The sequence below is a fragment of the Spirosoma endophyticum genome (genome assembly GCF_900112365.1).
GTDB classification, from domain to species: domain Bacteria; phylum Bacteroidota; class Bacteroidia; order Cytophagales; family Spirosomataceae; genus Spirosoma; species Spirosoma endophyticum.
The window spans coordinates 18,333-42,648 of sequence record NZ_FOLQ01000026.1; the positions used below are offsets into that span (position 1 = coordinate 18,333).

Here is a 24,316-nt window from a genome sequence, read left to right on the forward strand (position 1 = left end):
AACCTATTCAAGATAAAAGACAAAGTCAACGGTTGGTTATCTAAAAAATTGTTAAAAGGGTTAATTAATACCTCTTGGAACCCCTTTTTTAGCTAATGGTTTAATTGTCGATCTATTTTTTAATGGTTTTCTAGTTACTGGCTTCTCCGTTGGTGGTGTTTCTAGCCACAAAACCTGATTCTTGGTTGGTTTTTCTTCCTTCCGCCAACGAAAACCATCCAGTTCTTTAGCATCGTCTGTTATTTCTTTTGGTGGAATCAACTCCGAATCAGGATGTCCATAAAACCGAATTTGCCCGACTTTGTTATCGACAAATTCAATATTCATTTTGCTGGATTCGACGTGATTTAAACCAATCATCTTATTTTTTTCGTCAAGCGCGTAATAAAGACTTTGCCCGTTCCCATCAACGAGTACGCGGTCCAGTACAGTTTGCTCCTGAATCGGAGCAGTGGTTGAACCGGGTTTAGTATCCAATACGCGTTGTGGCGGGGCATTCGTTGCAATCGCCGAAACACTACGTACTGCCGAAGCCATTGTCGACGTTTGTTTACTACCCTTGGGCTTAGACGTTTTGGCGGGAATTGTGTCACTAACAACCGCTTTGGTGGTGAAGTAAGCCGTTATGGTACGGCCCTTTATTTGGTTGAAATTATTGAGCGTATCAAGCGAAATGACGAACGATTTAGTCTTCAAATACATGGTATTGATTCGATTGTTTTTGAGAAATGCCTTCATCGAATCGGCTTCCATCTGGTACTTATTCTGACTCCAGACGATGGGTTTTTTATAGAAATAAATCGTTGAATCGGCCGTATCATAAATGAGCGAGTCGCATTTACTTTGCAGATCCGATTTGTAAATAAATACGTTTTTCTGGCCCAGGAGCCGACGGGTGTTAGTCAATTTATTATCGAAAGAAAATAAGGTATCGGCCCGCATATATAGGGTATCATTCGTGGTTTCATTGGCCAGACTTTTAGCCACCGCATGGCCTGTTACCCGCGAAATACCCGCTTTCCCATTGTATCGAACGTGGTCGCCGGTAATGACGGCTTTTCGGTCTTTAGCAACCATGATGACATTACCCTTTGCAATGCCCAATTCTAATATGTTATCGTAATAGAGCGAATCGCCGGTAAGTCGATATTTGGGTGTATCGATAGTGGCTCGTCGCTGGAAATTTGAGATGCCGGTGATGGTATTGTATTGACCTTCGATAGACGTCAAGACGCCATCTTTATTGACAATGCGCGTCGGTCCCTGGAACGTCGCCATACGAGTCAGTGAGTTATAGAGCAGTGAATCGGCGGTAAGCGTACCTTTGGGATTTACCAGCTTAACGTTCTGGCGGAAAGTAAAGAGTTTAGATCGGGTATCGTAAAAACCTTCGCGGCTGGTCAGTACGTTTTCTTTATCGACAATTCGGCCGGGCACGGGGTAATGCGCTATGCCCGACAGCATGTCGTAGTCAAGCTGGGCCGTGGTCAATGTCATTTTACGGTCGCGCATGATAACGCGGCCCCGAAGATTCGCCTGACGGGTATTGCCGTAGTAAAACATGGTATCGCCCTGAACGTTGATGGTATCTCCCTGTACCAACCGGACGTTACCATAGGCTTCGATCACGTTGGTCGTTACGTTTTGTATGGCGAGATTGCAATACATTAGTACGCCCTTGTGTCGCAATCGAACGTTATTGTATAATTTCCGAACAGCCTGTCCAGGGATGTTCATTACGACCAAACTGTCGGCATGGAACAATTCCACTTTATCTGATGCACCACCAGTTGCCGACGGGCGAGCAGGCGTTGGGCTGCTAACCTGCGCTGAGGCAGAGGTAGATACCAACAGAAAACCAAGCCCTATGGTAATGACAAGAAAGCGGGCAATGAGACGAATCATAGTGACAAAACTACGGCTTCGAGCCGACACCGTATGCTGGAACGGGATTTTTTAGGATTTATTAACGACAGAAAGCTATTCAAACCGACCGATTGTGTATTGTTGGCCGTCAGTGGCGGTATCGATTCAATTGTAATGGCTGAGCTGTTTCATCGTCTTGGCCAACTGTTTGCCATAGCTCATGTTAACTTTGGATTACGCGGCCCAGAGTCAGAAACCGATGCCCTTTTCGTTAAAAACAAGGCTGAAGCGTACGGGGTTCCGTTCCACCTGACTCAGTTCGATACAACTGAGTTTGCGGCAGAGCGCGGCATTTCTATTCAGATGGCCGCCCGCGACCTCCGTTATGCCTGGTTTGCGCAACTTGTTGCGGAACACCATTACGTCGGTGTGGCAACCGCCCACCACCAGAACGACGTGCTGGAAACCATTTTATTTAATCTGACACGTGGCACGGGCTTAGCGGGTTTGCACGGCATTGCTGCCAGTCAGAACGGCATCATCCGACCGCTGCTGTTTGCTACTCGGGCGAGTATTGCTACGTATGCTGACGAGCGAAAGCTAGCCTACCGGGAAGATAGCTCTAACGCCAATGACAAGTACGCCCGTAACCGACTGCGCCACCATGTGGTGCCGGTGTTGGTCGATTTAAATCCGGGTTTGTGGCAAACATTGCCGCGTACGGTTGAGCGATTACGGGCAGCCGACGTATTGGTTCGACTCGAACTTGACCGTTCCTGGCAGGAGATAGCTGAACCAATTGGTGGGGAAACATTCCTGCCGATTGAAAAATTAGTAGCCTTGCCGGAGTTGCCATTCCGATTGGGGGAGTGGCTGAAACCGTTTGGCTTTACAAGTGATCAGGCTGTTCAGCTAGTTGCGTCATTGACACAGGAAATAGGGCAGAGGTTTGAGTCGCCAACGCATCGAATTATCCATGAACGATTATCGTCTGGCGCGACCGGCTTGTTGCTGGAAGAACTTTCAGCAGCACCTGATTACGAAATCAAACTGACAGACTGGCCAAAAGTGCCATTAGACGTAACAGGGCAGTTTACAGTGACTATGGATCGATTTCATAAACCCGAGAACTTCCGGCCGGATACCAATCCTAAGGTAGCGTGTTTGGATGCTGACCGACTAGTATTTCCACTTACCATTCGGCCCTGGCGGCAGGGTGACCGCTTCCGGCCATTGGGATTGAATGGCCATAAATTAGTCAGCGATTTATTGAATGATCTCAAGCTGAGCCGTTCTGAACGAGAACAAACGTGTGTGCTTCTATCTGGTGAGCAGATTGCCTGGGTTATCAGCCGACGGATTGACCACCGCTTCCGGGTAACGAACGAAACGAAGTCTGTAGTGACGCTCAGCGTAATCGTTAAGTCGTAAATTGGACAATAAAAAAGCGAATCGGTTCTCGATTCGCTTTTTTATTGATTCCAAGATTGATCATCCAGCTTTCTTAACGTGCTTGCTATGAGTCGATTTAGTCGATGACGTAGTGGCTTTAACCGGCGTCGATTTCTTCGTTGTTGTCGTCGTTGTTGATACTGGCTTATCCTGCGAAGGAGAGTTGGCCAGCGCGGCATTTCCTGTTAATACGGTTACTGCAATGGCAGCCATCCAAATTAGCTTTTTCATGAGATTAGATTTTATGTAGTGAAACAACTCGCCTAACTAGCGGCCTTTTCGTAGAAAAGGTCAGATGCTATTGTTAAAAGCACATGAACTATAACTTAAAAAAAGGTTAATCTGTTATGAGCCTCGTCGTTACCGATAACTGACCCACATGGCGCATAGTATGCTCGGCCGAGTGAACCAGTAAACCAATGACGGTTGAAGGCAACTGCGCCCGCCCAACCCCCCGCACCTCTGTAAGCGTCTGCTCGTTGGTGATACGTAGCTGAGCCAGCGCCAGGTCAACCTGCTCATCGAACCGATCAATCAATTCCTGAATCGACGGAAATGGTTCGGTCGGCTTTCCTTCAGCGGCTAGGGCAGTCAGTTGGTTGGGTGAAAGAGTCTCTCCACGAGCGTAGGTAAGGAGACGATCCAATACGCCAGTCAAATGCTGTAAATGAAAACCAACTGAAGCGAGCGCTACGTTGCTTCGATCCAGGGGGCGTTTCCAAAGCAGATTTTCCGGGAAGTCCTGCAACAAGGCATTCACTTCTTCGCGGGCTTGCAGTAGCGCATGAGCAACCGGTTGTACCAGAGCCGGTACGTCGGGTAACGGGCCACGTAGCCAGACTTCGCGGGTGTCGAGAGGAGGCATAGGAATGGGTTAGATTACGGTTCCACCATCGGCATAAAACAGACTGCCGGTGCTATAGGTGGATGCATTGGAGGCCAGGTATAAGGCCAACGGGCTAATTTCATCGGTAGTACCCATGCGGGCAATGGGCAGTCTCTTCGTGAAATGATCCAGCATCTTTTCATCCTGCCAGAGGGCCTGGCTGAATTTGGTTTTAATCAGACCCGGACAAATAGCATTGACGCGGATACCGTCTGGTCCCCATTCTTTCGCCAGCACCTTGGTGAGCATGTTGAGTGACGCCTTACTCACGCTGTATATACCCAAGCCGGGATCGGGCGTGTGACCGGCAATGCTGCTCATCATGATGATGCTGCCTCCGCCCCGGGCTTTCATGATGGGGTAACATAGTTTGCTTAACTCAAAAGGAGCCTTCACGTTGGCCTGCATGATCTTATCGAAGGCCAGGCCGTCGCAATCAAGTGAGGGGCCAAAGACGGGATTGGAGGCTGCGTTGTTGACCAGAATGTCAATGCCGCCGTATGCTTCGATGGATTTATCGACTAGCCGCTGAAGCTGGTTCATGTCACCCACGTGGGCGGCAATACCCGTAGCATCACCACCCTGTGCTTTGATGTCATTCGCCAGGGCATCGCAGGCATCCTGTTTACGACTACTAACGACGACTTTCGCCCCAAATCGAGCGAATACTCTGGCCATGTCTTCGCCCATGCCTTTGCTGGCTCCGGTGATAATGGCCACTTTTCCTGTGAGATCGAATAGCGCTTTTTCCGCTGCTGGATTCATAACGTCGAAACGGTCTTGGTGATCGGTGAAAGGTGCTGCGAAGTTAACCGATCCCGGCGTATATAAACGCGTACATTATCAAGCGTTGCGACTAACGAATACTGATTTTGAATAATGGCATTAACGCTGGCAAATTGTTCGTGTTGCTGACTCCGTTTGGTCAGAATCAAGCTGGAAGGACCAACCGCATCCAAAAAGACAACAGGCTTGTTCGTTTCTAACTCATGCGTATATCGACTCAGGTACTGGTCACGCATCCCGTTGGGAACAATGCTACGTTGCGTGTGATTTTCGCTAACCCCCTGCGCCAATTGAGCTTCCACATAATACCGGCAGTTCCATCCCCAAACGGCCATTTTGTCTGAATCTTTTACGTACTGTTTTATGATGTGAGCAACGGGCGATAGTACAACTTCTGTTCTGGTTGGAAACCAATACAAAGGTGGATTTCGAGTCAGCAAACTGGTTGGATCAGGTTGGGCAGACAAAGCGATGGTTGGCTTTACTGAGCGGTAAGCAAGCTGCTTGATATGGGGCAACAAAACGTGGTTTGACAGAGTGATGTCGCCTATCAATAACCCGAGGACAATTGCTGCCAGACGAGTTTGAAATTGAGCTGGCTGATGGTTTAGCACAAATTGAAGACATAATCCAATGACCCACCCAAAAGGAAACACGAGTAACAGTAAGTGATGACCAAATTCGGTGCCCGGCGTGACAACGGCCCAGAAGGCACTCAGAGCGGTCAATAATACCAGCGCGGTTGTCCAGGAAGGTTTTTTCCATATACTTTCTCTCTTTCGGATCGACCAGCTAAAAATGATTGCGGCCAGTATAATGAAAAAACTGTTGGACAAAATAAAAATACTGAAATCGGGGTGATGTAGCGTAAAAATTGGGAATTGCAGCAGCTTAATAAAGAAATTCCGATGGATTAATGGTTCATCAGCATAAATCTGGGCATAGGTTGTTAAGTTGCCAATGAAGTAGTAATCAATGAAATACCGCTCAACATTAAACCAATACGCCAGACTGAACACACCTATCGTGGGCAGCAAAAACGCTATAGACAAGGTGATGAATGGCCTAATTGCCTGTTGCCGTTTTGTCTGGAATAAATACCCCGCGACTAGAGCGAGCATCATTCCTATAAGTGGCAAAGTCTGTAGTTTACAGTAGGGCGTTAGGCCCGCCACGATGCCTAATCCCCACAATAGGCCTGTCGATACGTTTGTCGATTGAAGTATCCTGATAGCAAAATAGAAACAGGCCGTAATGATGGGTAACGAGCTTAGTTCACTACTATAATGCAGGTAATCGTTTTCAGTAGCCCAGGCGAAAAAGACGAGGATAATGACTAAACTTAACCGACTGGCGGCTGGTAAGATCAGCCTGATAAGGCCAAAATAAAAAAATGCGAGGGCCAGGCCAATCAGTATTAGGCTGGTAAGATGGGCTGCTATATAGTCGGTAGGTAAGCCAATCAGGTGAGGTAACAACAATAAGTAACTGTTAATTGGGCCGATGGACGTGCCATCCACCGATCGGCCGAATACCGGGTCCTGTAGGAGTGTGATAGCCTGAGTTACTAGCTGGCCTTCGTCGGGATTGAGTTCTTCATTGTGAAATAAACTCGGTAACCGCATGAATGTGAGCGTAATGAGCGACAGACTCACAAAGAAAAAATCAGATTGGAACCAATGTTTAACCGCTTTTGGGTGATCTTCAGGTTGGCACTGAAGGATAAGTATCACCAGTAATCCTAACGAGATAACGTAGTAAAACCAGGGAAACATGATGTATGTTTATTTTATAAATGTTTCATGTATATCTATTATGTGGTTAATATAAATTAAAAAGAGATACGTAGTTAATCGTATTTAGCGTACGGCTATCTTTTTTGTTAGGCTAATAAGGTTGAATAATATACTATAGATGCGTTCCTGCAAGTTAGTTTCGAAGGCTAATGTCCCAAAAATAGTTCACGCAACTTGTTGCATGTCTGGTAGTTAGATCATGCCGCAAGTTGCGTGAAAGAGTTAGTTTATATTGGTTTATAGCTTTATTTGAATTAATATATGATTATCTATTTCTCAAAAAAGCAAACAGAGCCGCCAACCCAGTCTTTGTTTTTATTAAAATTGACTCCGATCATTTCGCCCCGACTCAGGCGGCTGAGGTTAGTCAGAAGGGTAGGTTTAGCATCACCTTTTGGCCAGATAAACAGCATTCGTATCTCGCATTTAACCAATCCATCGGGCGATTGAATAACCGGCTCATATTTAACCTTGCGCTGAAGTAAATAACCCGCGCGCTGGTCGGTCGGAATGATGTCGAGATCAGCAGCGTTGATCGTCAGTTTAACGCCACTACCGGCAAACGAAAACAGCGGTTTTAGTACGTAGTTTTCCAGATCGGCCGGGTATTCCGTCAAATCGGACAGGTAATAACTAGCCGGAACGAATGGACTTTTCAATAGGGGCAGCGTGTACTTGCTGATTCGGAAAAACCAGTTTGGATGGCCGATCCACTCAACATCTACATCGTCGGTCAGGTGGAAATCGGTTCTAAGGTCTGGAAAGTTTTGTAAATCGTCGAAAATCAGCCGATTGTATAACCGTTTGATACGTATCTGACGGCCATCTTTTTCGTAAAATAAAGCTCGTCCCTCTTTTTTTATTTTGGTCAGGCAAACGGGTGTAATACCAAAGTATTTTTCCGTCAGGACAAAGTCGATACGAGTTTTTTGTTTTTCTGGATAAATTTCCAGTAAGACAACTTCTTCGGGCTGACAATCGCCCACCAGCATCTGACGCAATTGCTCTATGTACTCGGCGTTGGAATCAACCGTGAACAAGTGCGAAAGATTATCGGGAATTGGATATGTAGTACGGAAGAGATTCGCTACGTATGGCTGAAATCCGTAAAGCGATGGAAATCCTTGTAGTTCGATCAACTGTGGCTTTAATTCGCCGTGCGACGGACCGCCAGACTCATCCGTGCAGACCGCAAAATCTACCGCCATAAACTGCGTGTGATCATCTTCATTTGGCACACGCTGCCCAGCCGGAATCGCCTGCTCTGTCAACGTTTTAAAATCCGCCTGAGTAATGACCTCTATAATATCATCGCAGGCTTGCAGAATCTTATCCGTCAGCACTTTCGGCACAAAAATGGGCGTTTCGGCCACGCGAAAGTCTAACTGACCCGGAAAGTCAGCATCAATTTTAGCTAGAAAAGTCTGATAGCCTTCTGGGCTAAAAGCTTGGTTATAGGTTTGGCGGGCGGGCTGGATCATAAATGGTTCGGGAACTCCCGGTAATGAAAGATCACCGGGAATTCACTTATTGTCTGACTGCTATCGGAACGACGTTAAAAGCTAGTATAAAAGTTCTGACTCTTCGGCAGTAACGGGAGAGGCTAATGCCTGAATGGCCTGCCGCAGGAAACCGGGCAAAATTACCGATTCAGTCAGGGCAATTTTGGTTGGATCTTGTAGATACGCCACCATGTCGTCATACTTTTCCTGACCGAAATTCCTGACAATGTGGTCTCGCTTTTCCTGCGTCATAAAGTAACGTAGCATGCCCTGATTGTCGGCTTCGGGGTGAAACTGCGTGCCAATAATTTCAGGAGAAAAGCGCATCGCCATAATGGCCCGGTCGAGGGCTACATGCGGCCGGATTTTCTCCAGACACAAAATGGATGCACCCATAGCCTCCATACGTTCAACGGTGGGTTCCGTGATCTGATAACTCCGCGAATCAACGGCATAGAAAGGGTCTGGCAAGCCTTGAAGAAGGGGTTCCGAATAGCCTTCGTCCGTTTTATGGACCGGAAAAATTCCGAAGGAAGTCGATCTCCGCAAGCTCAACGTACCCAAATCCAGATGCCGGACAACTAACTGGAACGAGTGGCAGATCAGGAAGACAAATTTCTTACGTTCGTTATGGCGGTTCCAGTCGAAAAGCTGATCGATCAACTCGAAATAGCGTTGTTCCCATTCGTCGGATGAAGCCATCGGACTGCCGGGACCTCCCGAGGAAATATAAACGTCGTAGTCTAAATCAGGAACTTCATTGTTGGCACGAACATTAAATACGTCGAACGACAGTTCAGCGTGATCATTGCCCTGTACGTTCCGAATCAACTGTATAATACAGCGCATGCCTTCGTTGGCATGCCCGTTGTTCATATCCAGAACGGCAATTTTTAGTAAGCTCATAGAGTGTAGAGCGGCTGGGGAGCCGCGGATAATTAATAGAAATAGCGGCTTCTCAGCCGCTCTACTTTTAACTATACGATACCGAAAGAAGTTTCCTCGATAATGTAATCCATGACACGTTTTAAATCGTTGTGCTGCTGGAATACAGCTAATTGACGATCGGCACCGGTACCCATTTCCAGAATTTTCAGTACGTATTCACACTCGGCACGGCTATCGAGTTCGTCCACTACGTCATCAATGAAACTGAGTAGTTCCAGAATCAACTGGTGTGTCGGTACTTCCTCTTCTTTACCGAAATCGATCAGTTTTCCTTCAATACCGTAGCGAGCCGCCCGCCACTTGTTTTCGTTGATAAGAATACGTCGGTAGGGGCGGAAATTCAGATTCTGCTTATGTAATTTATAAATTTTCGCGACCAACGCCTGCATGATGGCAGCCAGACAAATCGTCTCGTCTACACGCATGGGCACGTCACAAATGCGGAACTCAATCGTGTCGAAGAAAGGGTGCAGTCGAATGTCCCACCAGATTTTTTTTCCGTTATCAATACAGCCAGTTTTGACCAGCAAATTGATGTATTCATCATATTCATTGGCCGACGAAAAGAAGTCAGGAATACCAGTGCGTGGAAATTTATCGAATACCTTCGAGCGATACGATTTGAATCCTGTATTGCGACCCCGCCAGAACGGCGAATTAGTAGAAAGGGCGTAAATATGGGGCAGGAAATACCGCACGGCGTTCATGATCTGAACGCCCTCGTTGCGATTTTCAATGCCAACGTGTACATGTAAACCAAAAATCAGGTTCGAGCGAGCTACATCACGCAACTCTTCAATGAGCTGATCATACCGTTCGTTGGGCGTAATCAACTGATCCTGCCAATCGGAGAAGGGGTGCGTACCGGCAGCGGCAATCTTCAGATTCTGCTTCTCGGCCAGTTCAATGATCATCTTGCGGAGGTACGTAACCTCTTGGCGTGCTTCGTGGATGTTATGGCAGATGTTTGTACCCACTTCCACAACAGCCTGGTGCATTTCGGCCTTTACACGTTCGTGAAGGACAATTTGACCCCCATCAACGATCTTGGACATGTGCGAACGTAGCTCGCCCGTGTTTGGGTCAATAGTCTGAAACTCTTCTTCTATACCAAGGGTGAAAACGGGCATCGGCGTTCTAAGTTAGATAAGTGCGGGTTCGTATTAGTTGATAAACGAAAGGGGAATATACTTGTTTTTGGCTTGGCGCACTACGGGTTGCCCAGGTAAGTAACTTTTTTTGTTGGTTGGACCGAAACGAATTTGATTACTCAGGTGATTGGAGGAGGCATTAAATCAGACCAATGGAAACAATCATTACCAGAAAGAACGTCACTTATGAGAAGGGTAATTGCTTCAGAACAAGGGAATTAATTTATACGTCTTATCAAGCGCGTATCGCACCGTATCGTCGGTCTTTACGTTGCCATTCGTTGCTTTGACGTATGTTTTTGAATAATAATAGTCTTGTGGATCTCGCCATCTGTTCGTGATTTGCAACGTAGTAAGCGAATCCAGTTTCATGTAATAGTCAGCCGAGTCTCCATACGCTTTGGCGTTTGCTCCAGCGGTCTGCTGAAGACGTATGAAAGACGCTATCTTTTTAGTGTAATACTCCTTACTCATTGAGTCGATCCGCCCTGCACCGATCATGTCAAAGTCGGTTGTTTTCAATGCATCGATCGTCAGTTCCTTCTGCTCTTTATCGGCTTTACGTTCCATATAGTGACGAATACTATCGTCGATTTTTCCGCAAACCTTCTCTTTATAAGGCTTGCAGGAAAACAGGGTAAAGAAAAAAGAGGTAAGCAAAATATACTTCATAATAGTCTGTGAATCAGTAAGCCGATTTGCGTGTTGAAATGATTTGAAACAGATAAATGTAGCGAAAATCCAGTACGGCGAATTGTACAATGGATTGGTAAAGCGCAGGGTGAAAAGGACATTTCTTCACATCCAAATGCTCATCAAATGAGAGAATAAATACCTTTAAAGGGTACAACTATGGGGTAAGGTACAGTTTTTTTGTGAACCGGATGCCGCTAGTATAGTTTTCTCTGAAGAATAAGAAATCAAACTATAAGCACAATGAGAACACAACGTGAAAAAAAACTGATTACCAAATATTGGCTGTTTGGTGGGGGAGGGGCCATGCTGCTGGGAAGCGGACTGGCTGTATTGCTGCATGGTTCGAAACTCAAAGAAATTAATGCTGATTCCTGGTTCTGGGTGAGTACAGGCGGGTTTTCCTTAATTATGTCGGGCTTGAGTTTTATTGGCGATGCCAACCGTTTTCGTACATTGGCTGACGTATTACAGGAGTTGGATAACCGCGCCCGACTGTAACGTAGTGCTGATACTACGGCTGTTCAGTTAAGCTGGCATTACATAGTGAGCACCGATAGCTCACTTTTTTTGTTCCCAAACGCAGATAGATTTGACCGACTGAACAACATAGAGGATGACAGCAAAACAGGATTGATAAGCTAACTCATGCTAGCTACGTATTGCTGTTACAATAGCTTAAGTATTCAAGTCTTTTCCTGGTAAAAATGAGCGTATTATTGTTTAGATCTGTGACTCACCCGACTTGTTATTGTCTATATCTCTAAGCTCATTCGCTTTGCGTCAGGGAGCCCAGGCGCGTATGTTCGATGACTAGTATAAGCACTACAAAAAACGATTTTATAAGGATCAAGTGTAGCGATGGCCCGGCAAAACACTCCAGACTTATTGACAGGAATTTACCGGACAGCACTCATTAGTCAACGCAACAACACGAGTATAGTCAGGATATTTGACACTTTCAACCGTCTGACATCGGGCCAGCAGGGTGGAAAACCCTAATGGAATCTCCAAATGGCTGAATTGCCCAAACGAAATATAATCGAGACAGTTAAGCAGTACGGAAATCGGCTGTCGCGGTTTATTCGTGGACAAGTAAAATCAGACGAAGATGCCGAAGATATTTTGCAGGACGTTTGGTTCCAGCTCAGTAAAGTAGTGGATCTCGACGGCATCGAAAGTATGAGCGGGTGGCTTTTTCAGGTGGCGAAAAATCGAATAACCGATACGTATCGCAAGAAAAAGGAAGACAGCCTTTCCGATTTGATGATCGAAGATGAAGAAGGCGAAACGCGCTTTCGGGATATTCTGATGTCGGATGCCGAAACGCCGGAAGATCAGTTTTTTAAGGATATTTTTTGGGAAGAACTGATGCGTGCGCTGGATGAATTACCTGAAAATCAACGAACGGTTTTTGTTCAGAATGAACTGGACGATCTAACCTTGCAGGAAATTGCCGACCAGACCGGCGAGAATCTAAAAACTATCATTTCCCGAAAACGATACGCTGTTCAGCATTTGCGCAGGCGATTACAAAATTTGTACGACGAACTCGATAAACTATAACGCTATGAGAAATTCCTACGGTCGAAGACGATTCTTCTTCCCGTTTTTTATCCTGATGGCATTGTTTGCCTTTTCGTTTGCGGTGTATTGGCTGTGGAACAACGTATTGGTGGCGGTCGTACCGGTCAAGGCTGTAACGTTCTGGCAAGCGATGGGTTTACTGATCCTGTCGCGAATTCTGTTGGGCGGTTTTAAAGCGGGCGGACCCGCTGGCCGTCCAAATTTTGGGGGACCAGGGAGACCGCCCTGGCGGGAAAAATGGCGTCAGATGAGCGAAGAGGAACGGGCGAAGTTTAAAAATGAATGGCGCCGACGGGGTGGTGATAATTCTTAGTCATTGACTTTCTGAAACTTATAGCCAATCCAAACCTCATGGGCCTTGTCCCGTGAGGTTTTTTTGTGAAATGCTACGTGTAGTGAAGACGCGCACAGATTTTTCGAAAAATTTTCGCTATTCGTAAAGTAATTTTTCCGCTTGCCCGTCATCCTTTATAGAACAACAGTAAACTATAAAGACAATGAACAACAATCTTTTAAGATCCATTTTAGCCGGTCTGCTTCTGGGTGTCGCTTTATTCGTCATGCCCTTTTTTCTTATCCGATTGGTCTTCTTCTTCGTGATCATCGGCGTCCTGTTCCGGCTTTTCGGGGGTGGACGCTTCCGGGGCCGCTGGGGTCGTGGCCGGAGATTCGGCTACATGCCCGCTTTTGCTGACCGAATTCGCCAGATGAGTGACGAAGAGTACACCACTTTCAAGCAACGGTACGATCAGGGCCCTGGCCAAACGGGCGGTGCACAGAAACCGACTGAAACTACCGACACAACTAAACAACAGAACTAATGAGAAGACGCTTAAACCCCTGGGTCGTGGTTCTTACGGCGGCCCTTACCTTCGGTAGCCTGATGGCTTTCGTTGGTCCCCGTTCCTTCGGACATCACCGTGGCTATTGGGGCCACAGACACGGTTATTATCATGGTTACGGCCATAATCGGGATGGTGCATACGACGGTGATGGTCCGCATGGCAGGAGGCTGGTGCCCCAATCCGATTCGGCTGACAGTCAATAATACTAGCTTAGTCATAATTTGATAATACAAAAGAAGGCGATCCAATACGTTGGGTTGCCTTCTTTTGTATTATCTGTGAATATCGATTTGCAAGTAGACAAACTTCATTTCCGCTCTTTAAAAAGACGTATCGATAATTAGTAATCATGCGAAACCAAATCTTTCTGGTGAAGACCGCCGTGCTGTTGTTTATGGTTGGCTCTGTGCAGTCCTTGAATGGGCAGGCATTGCATCAATTACCCATAAAGACGGTTCAGAATCTACACGCATTTTTCAAATGGTCTGCTCAGAAAAAACCTATTATCAGCGGGCATCGGGGCGGAATAGTCAAAGGGTTTCCCGAAAATTCTATCGCTACGTTTGAAAATACGCTTAGGTACACCCCCGCTTTTTACGAAATTGATCCACGACTGACAGAAGACAGTGTGATCGTGCTGATGCACGACGAGACGTTGGACCGCACGACAACCGGACATGGAAAAGTGGGTGACTACACCTGGGCTGAGCTAAAAACGTTACGGCTGAAAGATGGCCAGGGGAACGTAACGGATCATCGGATTCCGACGCTGACCGAAGCTATTGACTGGGCGCGTGGAAAAACCGTTTTAAATCTCGATAAAAAAGACGTGCCTTTTTCGATGATTACTGCCATCATCAGGCAGCATAAAGCGGATGCTTTTGTGATGCTCACGGTACATACCGCCGAGCAGGCCCTTTACTATTACAAGGATAACAAAGATCGCATGTTCTCGGCTTTCGTGAAAACTCCGCAAGCCATGGCAGACTACGAAAAGGCGGGTATTCCCTGGGGACAAATGATTGCCTATATCGGGCCGGATATAAAGCCGGAAAATCAGGAAATGTATCGGCTATTGCATGCGAAAGGTGTCATGTGTATGATTTCGGCGGCTCCAACCTACGACAAACTCGGTAGCAGCAACGAACGGGCAGCTGCCTATCGGGCTATTATTAAAGACGGAGCCAGTGTGCTGGAATCGGATTTACCAATCGACGTGGCCGAAGCATTACGTTCGTCAACCAGTACCAAACAGTAGGCGCGTGTATTAAGAAAGTTTTATCAATGTAATTGGCCGGTAAAGTGAGCGGTTCCGCCCCTTAACTTTGGCGAATGTAATTCTCCTGTTTTATTCATGAAATCGATTACTATTCTAGCTGCCAGCCTTGTTACTGCCTTTTGGGGTATTGCACCTGCCTGGGCTCAATCTGCTTTTTCGCTCACAAATTATACGTACACGCCCACTAAATTAACCATCGGCACCCTACAGGCAGAAGAGACTGCCAGTCGCTACACGTTGCAGGGGCCAAATGCTAAATTATTCTCGCTGGATAAGACGAATCAGCTTTCGATCAAAGCTGATGCCGCTCGTTCCGACAAACCCTGGTACGATATTGTGGTGGCCGGTGGCACGAAGCGAGATACGTTTCGGGTGGTGAATGATACGTTTATTCGTAATCAGGTGATTGCGCACCGGGGGGCCTGGAAGCAGTCGGGAACGAGCGAAAATTCGATCACTTCGTTACAAAATGCGGTCAAGTTAGGCTGCATGGGGAGCGAGTTCGACGTGCATATGTCGGCCGACTCGGTACTTTTTGTCAATCATGATGGGACGATTCAGGGGCTGGCGATTGAGAAAACGCCCGCTGCCGAACTGGCAAAAATCAAATTGAGTAATGGGGAAGCGTTTCCTACATTAGCCGCTTATTTGCAGGAAGGTATGAAGCAGACCAAAACACGCCTGATCCTGGAAATAAAAACCTCGACGTTGGGCAAAGAGCGGTCACTAGCGCTAACAGAGCGGGTCGTGAACATGGTACACCACCTGAAAGCTCAGGCATGGGTCGATTACATTGCCTTTGACTATGATGTCTGTAAAAAAGTAAAAAGCCTGAGTCCCGAGGCTGCCGTTACGTATCTGACCGGAGACAAATCACCGGCTCAGTTAGCTGAAGATCACCTGAATGGACTTGACTACCACCTTAGCATCGTCAAGAAAAATGAAGCCTGGATTCGGGAAGCCCAGCAACTCAAACTCACCACGAACGTCTGGACAGTAAACAGCAAAGATGATTTAAGCTGGCTGTTGGGTCAGCATGTAGATTTTATCACGACGAATGAGCCTGAATTGCTATTAACGATGGTACGTCAGTAGGAGGCTAGAGCCGTGCCACGGTTCCAACCCGTGGCACGGCTCTTTCATTAAAATCGTTCGTCTATTGAATTTTAGGCTCTACCCAAAGGGCCGTGAAACAGGCGATTATAATCAGTAGCCAGGCCCAGTTTGGTAATTGGGCCGTGACGTTTCGTTCAAGTCGTTCCTGCATCAACTGATTTTGCGAGTGCGTCAATAGAAACCGACTAACGATCGCCTGACCTGCCATAGGATCGGTCGGCTTTAATGCATTAACATACATAGCGAGCGAATCCTGAATCGGTTGCCAGCCCGCTTGTCCGAATGAAGATATCCCCTCTGCTGACCGGGCGTTAATGGGTGAGTAACTTAACCGGAGCGTGTCCTTGCCGACCCGTATAGTCCGCGCTCGCGTATCGGCATTGTTGACGTAAATCCGTTGCTGAAGACCACTATATACGGGTGCGTTCACCTGAACTGTATTCTTGTCTGACTGAGATAATTGGGCCAGAACAGCCATCCACACTCGGTTATACGTAAGACTATCACCACTGAGCGAAAGGGGAAAGGTTTCGCTCAGCAAACTGACGCCGATACGTCCGGTGGTGCGCTGAACAGCCATCGGATAGCCCGAAACGGGAAACTGGTTCAGGTTGTCAACCAGCCGATAGGGTAGGGCGTTTAGTCCGTTACTAATTGGCACCAGGGCTTCGTTTGCTGTTTTCCGGGCCTGCCATTTACTCCCCAGCGCTTGGTTGATAGCCCGCAACTCAATTTCAGGATTGGTCAGGTTAATGAACAGCACGGCCTTCCCATCGGCAACGGCTTTTCGAACGATAGCATTACCGGCATTGGCGGGCTCAGCCACAATAAGATCTGGCGTAGACGTCGCTGACTTACCAGCTTTATTAATATTGACACTGCTGCTTACATTCTTCGAAAGCGTTGCTGATAACTGAACTGTATGCCCATGTTTGCCCAACCAGTCGGCGAGGGTTTTACTTTCAAAATCAGGGTTGCTGAGCACAAATTGCACTTTGAGTGGCTCGGTGGCTCGGGTAAAAAAACGAATTGTATCAAGTGTTGTCGACGCGCCGAGCACTAAATCGGTCTGACTACGTCCTCGCGCAAAGGCTGGAAATTGGAGATCAAACGTATTATTTCCTTCATGCAACGCAACGCTGTCCAGGGTTTGGCGACCAAACCGAATTTTGAGCAATTGTTCCTTCGCTGATCGAATACGGCCCGTTACGTGTTGCATCTCCCCTTGCCGAACGATTCCTTTCCATTGAATTTCCTCCAAGTGATCGGGTTGATTGTAGGGCACCCACTGCACGGCTGAATTACTCAATTGGGTAAGTGTTTCCGTTGGGAAATCCTGTCCCAAGAGCGTTACTGAATCATAGGCAGCGGTCAGCGCACGACTTGTGAAGCTGTCTTTAATATGTAAGCTATCTTTTATTTGCCGGGCAAACGTAGCAGGAACCTCATCGCCAATTAGTAATGCGTGGTTAGTCGGTTGAGCTATTGGCCAATGAATTTGCAGGAAGTAGCCAGTCACAACCAGCCACAGAAGTACATTTAATCCACCTTTGACCCATTTTCTTCCAATCGACAGCGATTGATTGCGCGCAAGAAGCCAGAGTTGAGTGATCAGTAAAATCAGCAACGCAAGCGCGATAAGCCAGGTAATCGAATTGGTCCAGTTTACAGTTGTTTGCATGAGAAGTGTTAATGGGCACGTACCGGGCTGGCGCATCAGTCAGAGACTATGCCGAACAAGGCCGAGCTGTCTATTTCAACTTCCGCCAGAAGGTCTGTTGCAGCGTGCGGTCACTGACGTAGGCCGGACCAGTACGTTCCGCTGCACCCGCCAGGGCATATAATTTCGTTTTCAATTGTGTTTTTTCTGTAACCGAAAGCGACTTGCCGCCCGCCAATTTTTGCAGTGAGGCCAGCACCGCCCAGTTTTGAAGGCCACTATTCACTACGTTATTCGCCAGCGCGTTACCAAGTTGTTGTAGCGTAAGTCGTTGCCTGTTGTTGAGGGTAGGCAAATCCACATATCCCAAAGATTCGGCAGCCAATAACTCGATTTGATGCTGGCTGAACGTCCGCTCCTGACTAAACGTCGGGCTTACGTTAGTCAACTCACCCGTAAGCCGTGTTTCCAATTCCTTGATTGGCGGGGGATCGAAGCCGGTTTTCTTGACATACGACCGGGCTTTCTGCTGCGATAATTTCAAGTATTCCAGGGCTTTCTGCTCAAACGGAAGGGCTTTTTCCGGTTCGTACATCCGCAGATTTAACTCCGATTGCCACATATTTTCGAGCGCCATTTTCAATAATGATCGTGTAGACTGCTCATGGAACGTATTTGTTTCGGCGTCATCGTGCGAGTGAATGTATTGCTCCATCAGAGCTGCCACAGGATCTTTGCCATCATTTGAGCCTCCTCCGCTCCCGTGGCTATGACCAGCATGGTCGTGTCCTCCCGTGGTTGCAGCAGCCCTTGTACTTGGGTCACCTTCGCCTTCATCGTGCTTGTGCATATACTGTTGCATAGCCGCAAAACCCACCACGGGGTCTCCGTCCCGGTCGGTTGGGAGCGCATCCCCTCCACCAATTGATTTCTCAAACTCTTCACCCAGGAATTGTCCGTACCGTAGGCGCAGCGCTTTCTGGTCGAAACCAATTTCGTTCGATTGACTCTTGAAGGCATGAGTGGTATTGCCTCCCTTCTCGGTCATTTTTTTACGGCCCGCGATCAGTTTCTCCGTATCAATAATTATCTGGCGCTGGCTTCGGAAGTACTCGGGCATGATGTTCACGGCCATTGTTGCCAACTCACTTTCTTCAACCTGCGTCGTGTCTTTGTATACCACGAAATACGTATCCGATTTCGTGAAATTTGGCTCGGGCTGGCGGTTATCGAACGCGGCCCAGTAGTAATACAGCTCGTCGCCGGGAGCAAATTTCAGCTCTTTCAGATCAAGGGTTTTGGTAACCCGGGATTCTTTGAAATTTGCCTGACTTAAGGGCATTTTGATTTCCCGAAACTTGACATTCTCGCCTGAGCCACGTGCTACAGTGGCTACAATAAAGCACTGCGAGACGCTGAAATCGTCGGACATCTTAGCTGCGATATTTAACGTCTTTGGGTCTTTCAGGTAATGGTAACGGTATAACTCCTTCGACTCCGGTTCAATTTTAGGCGCTAGATCAGGTTTGGCTTCTAGTCGGTAAAAGTCTGACTGATAGACGACTGAATCTTTTTCGTTCTTTCGATGCCAATACGCTTTGATGGCATACAGCCCGGAGTTAATCAGCTTGTCCTGATACGTAAAGCCATCGCCTGTTGACCGAAAGGCTAATTCCTGCCCCTTGCTATTCACTAACCGCACCAGCACCTGCTGATTGGTATTGAACCGCACGTTCCACGAAAGATCCGAGCCAACAATAGTCGACGCATTTAAATTGGCCGAATTAATGACCGGAAGACGTGTGTAGGCCGGCGGTTGAACTTTTAACTCCGCCGATTGGAAAACTGGAGCCTGAGGTTTCGCTTCCGGGATAAATGCCGCCAGAAAACCTTTCTTTTTGGGACTTTCCAACGTATCGTTTTGCAGCAGAGGATACCCGTAATGAATCCCCAGTGCAGCCAGCAGAACCAGACTATATAAGCCCACTTTCGATAGGAAAACGAGCGGAATACTGACATGACTTATCTGGTCATTCAGCCGGTCGAGTTGTAATTGTTCTGCCAGATTGAGTTGCGGCTTCGTCAGTAGGGGCAAGCTGTATTCCACATCGCCAACGGTTTTGTGGATAAGTTGAATGGCCTGCGGTTTTTTGTCCTGATAAAGCCGGTTCAAAAAGGCAACTAGTCCAAACCCAAGCAAACCCGCAACAATCGGCCAGATGGAGGGGCCTGTAAATGTTGCGGTTAACAGGTATAATGATGCAGCTACCAATACGCAGCGCAGCAGCGCGTTGGCGTAGAGTTGATACGTAACCGACGATATAAGGCGCTTCAGTTCGTTCATGCGTTTTTAGTTAAAGCAAGCCAGCGTTCGAGTACTAATAAAACGACAAATGCCAGCAACAGCGCATTGTTCAACCCCGCCTGTTGCTGCGTAGTGGGTTTCGTTGAGGTCACAAATAAGGTTTTTAACCCTTGCTGACTCAGCGGTTGGTAGATTGTTTTCAGGCCGTAATGGCGGATGAGCTGTTCGCCCAGCCACTCCGGCAACTGCCCGCTTTCAACACGTTCCGATGTTTGGGGCGTCAACGTTTCGTTGGTGAAAATGACGTTGGAACTAGCCAGCGGTTGCTTAACGCCCGAAACAACATAAAGAGTTTTTGCAGAGGTTTTTGTGGGTAGTTGATCCGTTAAAACCCAGCTATATTGCTGATCTGGCGACGATTTTTCGCCACTAGTTAGGTCGAGATCATATACATCCGTTAAGGCTGCGAGCGCTGCTTTAACGGTTTGTCGCTCCTGAGTGTTTTTGTATGCGAGCGACGTAGGGATCGGGCCCATTTGTACTGGGGCAGACTGAAACTTAAGTGCTGGGTCTAATGCAACACTACTCGTCAGCTTACCTGCCTGATTAACAAAAAGTTTTTTGTTGTTTTTTACGGCCAGGTAGGGGCGTGGCTGCTGGGTTGAATCCAGTAACGTATGAAGCTGGAATCGCGCAGGCACCGTGATGGCCGGTACGTTGGCTAATGCCTGATTATTGATGAGGTACAGATGCAGATCCGTGTTTTTCGTATCCAGCGTATTGATTGCCGTTTGTAAGCTGAGCGCGTTAAACGTAGCAGAATTCTGGCCAGGCGTAAATTGATCAGTTACCGGCTCCATTTGATTATCAGCCCAAATAACACGGTCGCCTTTTTTGAGGGCTTCAGCTAGCTCAAACCTGAAGTTATTGGCAACGGACGTACTGGGCTGCACCAAGTGCACTTTCTGAATCGTGGGTGGTTTATTGAACCAGTTCAGGATGGGTTGAGCGAGTAAAATCGCGAGTAACACCAGCAGCAAGCACCGAACAAGTAACAGGAAAATATTATCAAGTCGCAAACCACGGCTCTGCTGCTGTTGCTTTTCGATGAGCCATTGAGTAGCTGCCCAGGGCAGGAGTTTTCCCTGCTTCTGGTGCCAGAAGTGAATGACCACTGGAACTATTACGGCCAGGGTACCCCACAACAATAAAGGCTCGATAAATTGCATATTAACTCAACAAAAACTTTTTCAAAACAAGGGCCATCGGGTCGCTCAGGCGTGTCCGAATGAGCCGTACATGCGGGATACGTAAATTTTCTTCTAACGTAGCCAGATAATCCGTTGCCCGTTGCCGAACCGTATCCCGAATAGCCTCGGCCTGTAATTCAATTTCCTTGCCGGTTTCCAGATCCTGAAACCGGTAGAATCCATTCATCGAGAAATCCATTTCCTGATCACCCAATAGTTGGAAAATAACGATTTCGCGTCGCGGACCGGCTATACTCTGAATGAGATTTACCCATTCGTCGTTGACCTGTAGAAAATCGGATGCGATAACGAGCATTTCGGCCTGCTTGCGGCTAAACTCCGGAACAGCCGCTCGTTGACTCGTCCAGGCACCAGACGCCTGGGCATTTTCCAGCGTAGCCACGATCTTCTGAAAAGCTTGTTTTCCCGCTGGTACGGCCGTTTGTACCGCTCCATCTTGCAAGGTATACAGGCTCAACTGATCGCTTTGACGATTGCCCAGATAGGCCAGCGATGCTAGCAAAATCTTGGCATACTGCAACCGGCTAACACCCGCTTCGGTGTAGTTCATTGAACCTGACAAATCGAGCAGAAACCGAATCTGCTGGTTGCTTTCGGTGGCCGATTCACGTACCAGATAGTGGCTGGTTTTGGCAAATAATTTCCAGTCAATACGTTTCGGATCGTCGCCCGGTGCGTAGTGCCGGAACTGCTCAAACTCCGTCCCGATGCCCGACCGCCGACTGGTTTGAATGCCCAACAACGACTCATCGCTGACCAGTTTACCAGCCAGTTGCAGGTTGTTGAGTTTGATTAGTTCAGTGATGAGCATAAGCTTCGTGGTGACTGGTTCTCAGTGAACTGATGCTACGGTAGATCTCCGTAAACCAACTACCGAAAATGAATACAGTAAACCTATTTCACCGTATTGAGTAACTCCTGGATCACCCGATCAGTCGTGATGCCCTCGGCTTCTGCCCGGAAATTGAGCGCAATCCGGTGCCGTAAAATCGGGTACGCCAGCGTCTGGATGTCTTCAGGAATAACCGAGAACCGTTCGCTTAATACGGCACGGGCTTTGGCGCATAATACCAACGCCTGCCCGGCACGGGGTCCCGCTCCCCACTCGCCCCATTGCTTGACAAAGGCTGAGGGTGAACCATCCGGGCGCGATGCCCGAACAAGCCGGTTGATGTAGTCAATCAACTCTTCGCTGATGTGAACCTGCCGGGTCAAGGATTGCAGTTCGATAATGTCCTTATCTGAAAGGATAGTTTCCAACACCGGCCGCGACGTACCCGTTGTGCTTTTCAGTACGTTAAGTTCTTCCTCCTGCGATGGGTAACTGAGCTTGATATACAGCAGAAAACGGTCTAGCTGCGCTTCGGGCAGCGGATACGTACCGGCCTGCTCGATGGGGTTCTGCGTGGCGATAATCAGGAAAGGTTTGGGCAGGGCGTAGTCATTTCCGCCGTAGGTAACCTTGTACTCCTGCATGGCTTCGAGCATGGCGGCCTGCGTTTTGGGCGGAGTCCGGTTAATCTCATCGGCCAGCACGACGTTTGCAAAGATTGGTCCCTGGTTAAAAACGAAGACTTTACGACCTGTTTCATGATCATCTTCCAGAATCTCCGTTCCAACGATGTCGCCCGGCATAAGATCGGGGGTGAACTGAATGCGTTTGAAACGCATGGCCAGCGCATCCGACATGGTCTTCACCATCAGGGTTTTAGCAAGGCCAGGCACCCCTTCGAGCAGGCAATGGCCACCGGCCAGGAGCGAAATAAGCACCTCATTGATAGCCTCCTGCTGCCCGACGATTACTTTGCCAATCTCTTTCCGTAGCTGGGGCAATTTCGCTACCAGCGCTTTGTAGTGGGTTAAATCTGTTGATTCCAAACGTGTAATTTTTCAGGTTGTAGATGTTGATATGTGAAGTAGGATATATGAAGTGTGTATTACTGACCAAATCATACATCTTATATCATACTTCATATATTAAGCTGTGAGCGCATACGTTACAATGTTGACGCCGAATTTGGTGTTGTCCTCGGCGAGAAATCGTTTATTTCGGAAATCGTAGTCCCACTCGCAGCCATAGTCTTTATTGCTGTAGAGCACACCAATACGGCCATTCACCATGATTGCTTTCAGATAGTCATGCACAAGGTCGTCGCCCCAGCCGTTCAACTCAAATGAGGTAGTCGGCGGACCTTCGTCAAACTTGAAAAAGCAGGTATAAATCGGGTGGTTATTCGGGATTTTCTGTAGTGCTTTCGGGCCAAAGGTGCGGGCCATTTCCTGCTCGAACGATTTGGCGAATAAGCCGTCAACATCGTGGTTACAGTCATCCACGAATACGAAGCCACCATTCTGAACGTAGCGTTTGAAATGATCGCGCTCCTGCCCCGAAAATTCAACTAATTTATGTCCGCTGAGGTAGCAGAATGGACTCTTGAACAGATCGGGGCTGTTCAATTGCACTACTTTTTCCTTCTGATCAATGGGTAGGGTGGTATACTCCACCAGTGAATGCAGGATGTTCGCTGGCATCCGCTGGTCAGTGTCCCAGTCGCCGGAAGTATATTGGATTCGAGTGAAAATAAATGGTTTCAAAAGAGGTTCGTTGAGAAGTGTTACTTGCGTACTGCACGCAAAACGTCAGGTCACGTTCAATGGTTTCTCCATGACGAAGTCTTCCATTAAGAAGCCATCACCAATATCAATTGTTTCATTATCAATCACGTTGAATCCCATACGTTCGTAAAACTGAATCGCTTTATTATACCGGTTTACGTTCAGGGAAACTGTTGAATTTCTGTGCTCAGCGGCTAACTCGGCCACTTTGTCAATCAATAACCGACCAACCCCTTTTCCCTGGCTGGCGGGCAGCAGGTATATCTTGTGTATCTTGGTTTTAGACTGACTTTTATAATCGAACTCGTACGAAACATAGCCTAAATACGCCTTACTATCGGTTTCCTGAGCCAATAGGAACACGTGTTTTTGCTCACTAATCTGCCTTTTCAACGAATCAAGACTATACATCATGTCCAGCATATAACGAATCTGTGCAGGCGACAGAATTTCCCCGAACGTAGTAGGCCAGGTTTGGTACGCTATATCCCGAATAATCGGTAACTCCTGGTCAGTAGCTTGGATAACTGTAATCATTGATTGTTACTCAATAACGT

Annotated in this window: 24 protein-coding genes; 8 read left to right on the forward strand and 16 right to left on the reverse strand. The window is 47.5% G+C overall.

Features of this window, described 5'->3' with window-relative positions:
* Positions 1–60: 60 nt before the first annotated feature.
* Entirely contained in the window at positions 61–1,905 is a 1,845-nt protein-coding gene (locus BM202_RS31645; RefSeq protein ID WP_093833800.1) for an OstA-like protein, read from the reverse strand.
* A gap of 33 nt (positions 1,906–1,938) precedes the next feature.
* Between BM202_RS31645 and tilS the strand changes: the two genes are divergently transcribed.
* Positions 1,939–3,297 carry a tRNA lysidine(34) synthetase TilS gene (gene tilS, locus BM202_RS31650; RefSeq protein WP_093833802.1) on the forward strand — a complete coding sequence of 453 codons (1,359 nt, stop codon included), beginning with the start codon at positions 1,939–1,941 and terminating at the stop codon, positions 3,295–3,297.
* A 60-nt stretch (positions 3,298–3,357) separates the two neighbouring features.
* On the opposite strand, the gene BM202_RS31655 is transcribed toward tilS, so the two are convergent.
* The 8 genes from BM202_RS31655 to BM202_RS31690 form a co-directional block, all read right to left on the reverse strand.
* Positions 3,358–3,549, reverse strand: coding sequence for a hypothetical protein (locus BM202_RS31655; RefSeq protein WP_093833804.1), 192 nt, complete (start codon positions 3,547–3,549; stop codon positions 3,358–3,360).
* A 106-nt stretch (positions 3,550–3,655) separates the two neighbouring features.
* A complete protein-coding gene (locus tag BM202_RS31660; protein WP_093833806.1) occupies positions 3,656–4,183 on the reverse strand; it encodes a DinB family protein in 528 nt (175 codons plus the stop codon).
* Between the two features lie 9 nt (positions 4,184–4,192).
* Positions 4,193–4,969: a glucose 1-dehydrogenase gene (locus BM202_RS31665; protein ID WP_093833808.1), complete on the reverse strand. Its 777-nt coding sequence runs from the start codon at positions 4,967–4,969 to the stop codon at positions 4,193–4,195.
* Positions 4,966–6,765, reverse strand: coding sequence for a hypothetical protein (locus BM202_RS31670; RefSeq protein ID WP_093833810.1), 1,800 nt, complete (start codon positions 6,763–6,765; stop codon positions 4,966–4,968). Before BM202_RS31670 ends, BM202_RS31665 begins: the two co-directional genes overlap by 4 nt.
* Before the next feature lie 290 nt (positions 6,766–7,055).
* On the reverse strand, positions 7,056–8,267 hold the full coding sequence (locus BM202_RS31675) for a hypothetical protein (protein WP_093833812.1): 1,212 nt from the start codon (positions 8,265–8,267) through the stop codon (positions 7,056–7,058).
* An 81-nt stretch (positions 8,268–8,348) separates the two neighbouring features.
* On the reverse strand, positions 8,349–9,194 hold the full coding sequence (locus tag BM202_RS31680) for a type 1 glutamine amidotransferase (RefSeq protein WP_093833814.1): 846 nt from the start codon (positions 9,192–9,194) through the stop codon (positions 8,349–8,351).
* 71 nt (positions 9,195–9,265) lie between these two features.
* Positions 9,266–10,366, reverse strand: coding sequence for a carboxylate-amine ligase (locus BM202_RS31685; RefSeq protein ID WP_093833816.1), 1,101 nt, complete (start codon positions 10,364–10,366; stop codon positions 9,266–9,268).
* A 225-nt stretch (positions 10,367–10,591) separates the two neighbouring features.
* Entirely contained in the window at positions 10,592–11,059 is a 468-nt protein-coding gene (locus tag BM202_RS31690; protein ID WP_093833818.1) for a hypothetical protein, read from the reverse strand.
* Between the two features lie 264 nt (positions 11,060–11,323).
* Here BM202_RS31690 and BM202_RS31695 point away from each other — a divergent pair, with 264 nt between their 5' ends.
* The 7 genes from BM202_RS31695 (at position 11,324) to BM202_RS31720 (ending at position 15,886) form a co-directional block, all read left to right on the forward strand.
* On the forward strand, positions 11,324–11,581 hold the full coding sequence (locus BM202_RS31695) for a hypothetical protein (protein WP_093833820.1): 258 nt from the start codon (positions 11,324–11,326) through the stop codon (positions 11,579–11,581).
* A gap of 513 nt (positions 11,582–12,094) precedes the next feature.
* On the forward strand, positions 12,095–12,646 hold the full coding sequence (locus BM202_RS31700; RefSeq protein ID WP_093833822.1) for an RNA polymerase sigma factor: 552 nt from the start codon (positions 12,095–12,097) through the stop codon (positions 12,644–12,646).
* A gap of 4 nt (positions 12,647–12,650) precedes the next feature.
* A complete protein-coding gene (locus tag BM202_RS31705) occupies positions 12,651–12,980 on the forward strand; it encodes a hypothetical protein (RefSeq protein ID WP_093833824.1) in 330 nt (109 codons plus the stop codon).
* 184 nt (positions 12,981–13,164) lie between these two features.
* Entirely contained in the window at positions 13,165–13,488 is a 324-nt protein-coding gene (locus BM202_RS31710; protein ID WP_093833826.1) for a hypothetical protein, read from the forward strand.
* On the forward strand, positions 13,488–13,715 hold the full coding sequence (locus BM202_RS37575) for a hypothetical protein (protein WP_177236762.1): 228 nt from the start codon (positions 13,488–13,490) through the stop codon (positions 13,713–13,715). The genes BM202_RS31710 and BM202_RS37575 overlap by 1 nt, the downstream gene beginning before the upstream one ends.
* Before the next feature lie 146 nt (positions 13,716–13,861).
* Positions 13,862–14,770, forward strand: coding sequence for a glycerophosphodiester phosphodiesterase family protein (locus BM202_RS31715; protein ID WP_093833828.1), 909 nt, complete (start codon positions 13,862–13,864; stop codon positions 14,768–14,770).
* 96 nt (positions 14,771–14,866) lie between these two features.
* Positions 14,867–15,886: a glycerophosphodiester phosphodiesterase gene (locus BM202_RS31720; protein WP_093833830.1), complete on the forward strand. Its 1,020-nt coding sequence runs from the start codon at positions 14,867–14,869 to the stop codon at positions 15,884–15,886.
* A 61-nt stretch (positions 15,887–15,947) separates the two neighbouring features.
* Here the strand turns inward: BM202_RS31720 and BM202_RS31725 are convergent, their stop codons facing one another.
* The 7 genes from BM202_RS31725 to BM202_RS31755 form a co-directional block, all read right to left on the reverse strand.
* Complete coding sequence (locus BM202_RS31725; protein ID WP_093833832.1) at positions 15,948–17,588, reverse strand: hypothetical protein; 1,641 nt, start codon at positions 17,586–17,588, stop codon at positions 15,948–15,950.
* Positions 17,589–17,658: 70 nt separating this feature from the next.
* Positions 17,659–19,911, reverse strand: coding sequence for a DUF4175 family protein (locus BM202_RS31730; RefSeq protein ID WP_093833834.1), 2,253 nt, complete (start codon positions 19,909–19,911; stop codon positions 17,659–17,661).
* Positions 19,908–21,101, reverse strand: coding sequence for a BatA domain-containing protein (locus BM202_RS31735; RefSeq protein WP_093833836.1), 1,194 nt, complete (start codon positions 21,099–21,101; stop codon positions 19,908–19,910). The genes BM202_RS31730 and BM202_RS31735 overlap by 4 nt, the downstream gene beginning before the upstream one ends.
* Before the next feature lies 1 nt (position 21,102).
* Positions 21,103–21,954, reverse strand: coding sequence for a DUF58 domain-containing protein (locus BM202_RS31740; RefSeq protein WP_093833838.1), 852 nt, complete (start codon positions 21,952–21,954; stop codon positions 21,103–21,105).
* An 83-nt stretch (positions 21,955–22,037) separates the two neighbouring features.
* A complete protein-coding gene (locus tag BM202_RS31745) occupies positions 22,038–23,021 on the reverse strand; it encodes an AAA family ATPase (protein WP_093833840.1) in 984 nt (327 codons plus the stop codon).
* A 99-nt stretch (positions 23,022–23,120) separates the two neighbouring features.
* Positions 23,121–23,738 carry a DUF4159 domain-containing protein gene (locus BM202_RS31750; protein WP_093833842.1) on the reverse strand — a complete coding sequence of 206 codons (618 nt, stop codon included), beginning with the start codon at positions 23,736–23,738 and terminating at the stop codon, positions 23,121–23,123.
* A gap of 45 nt (positions 23,739–23,783) precedes the next feature.
* Entirely contained in the window at positions 23,784–24,296 is a 513-nt protein-coding gene (locus tag BM202_RS31755; protein ID WP_177236763.1) for a GNAT family N-acetyltransferase, read from the reverse strand.
* Positions 24,297–24,316 lie beyond the last annotated feature (20 nt).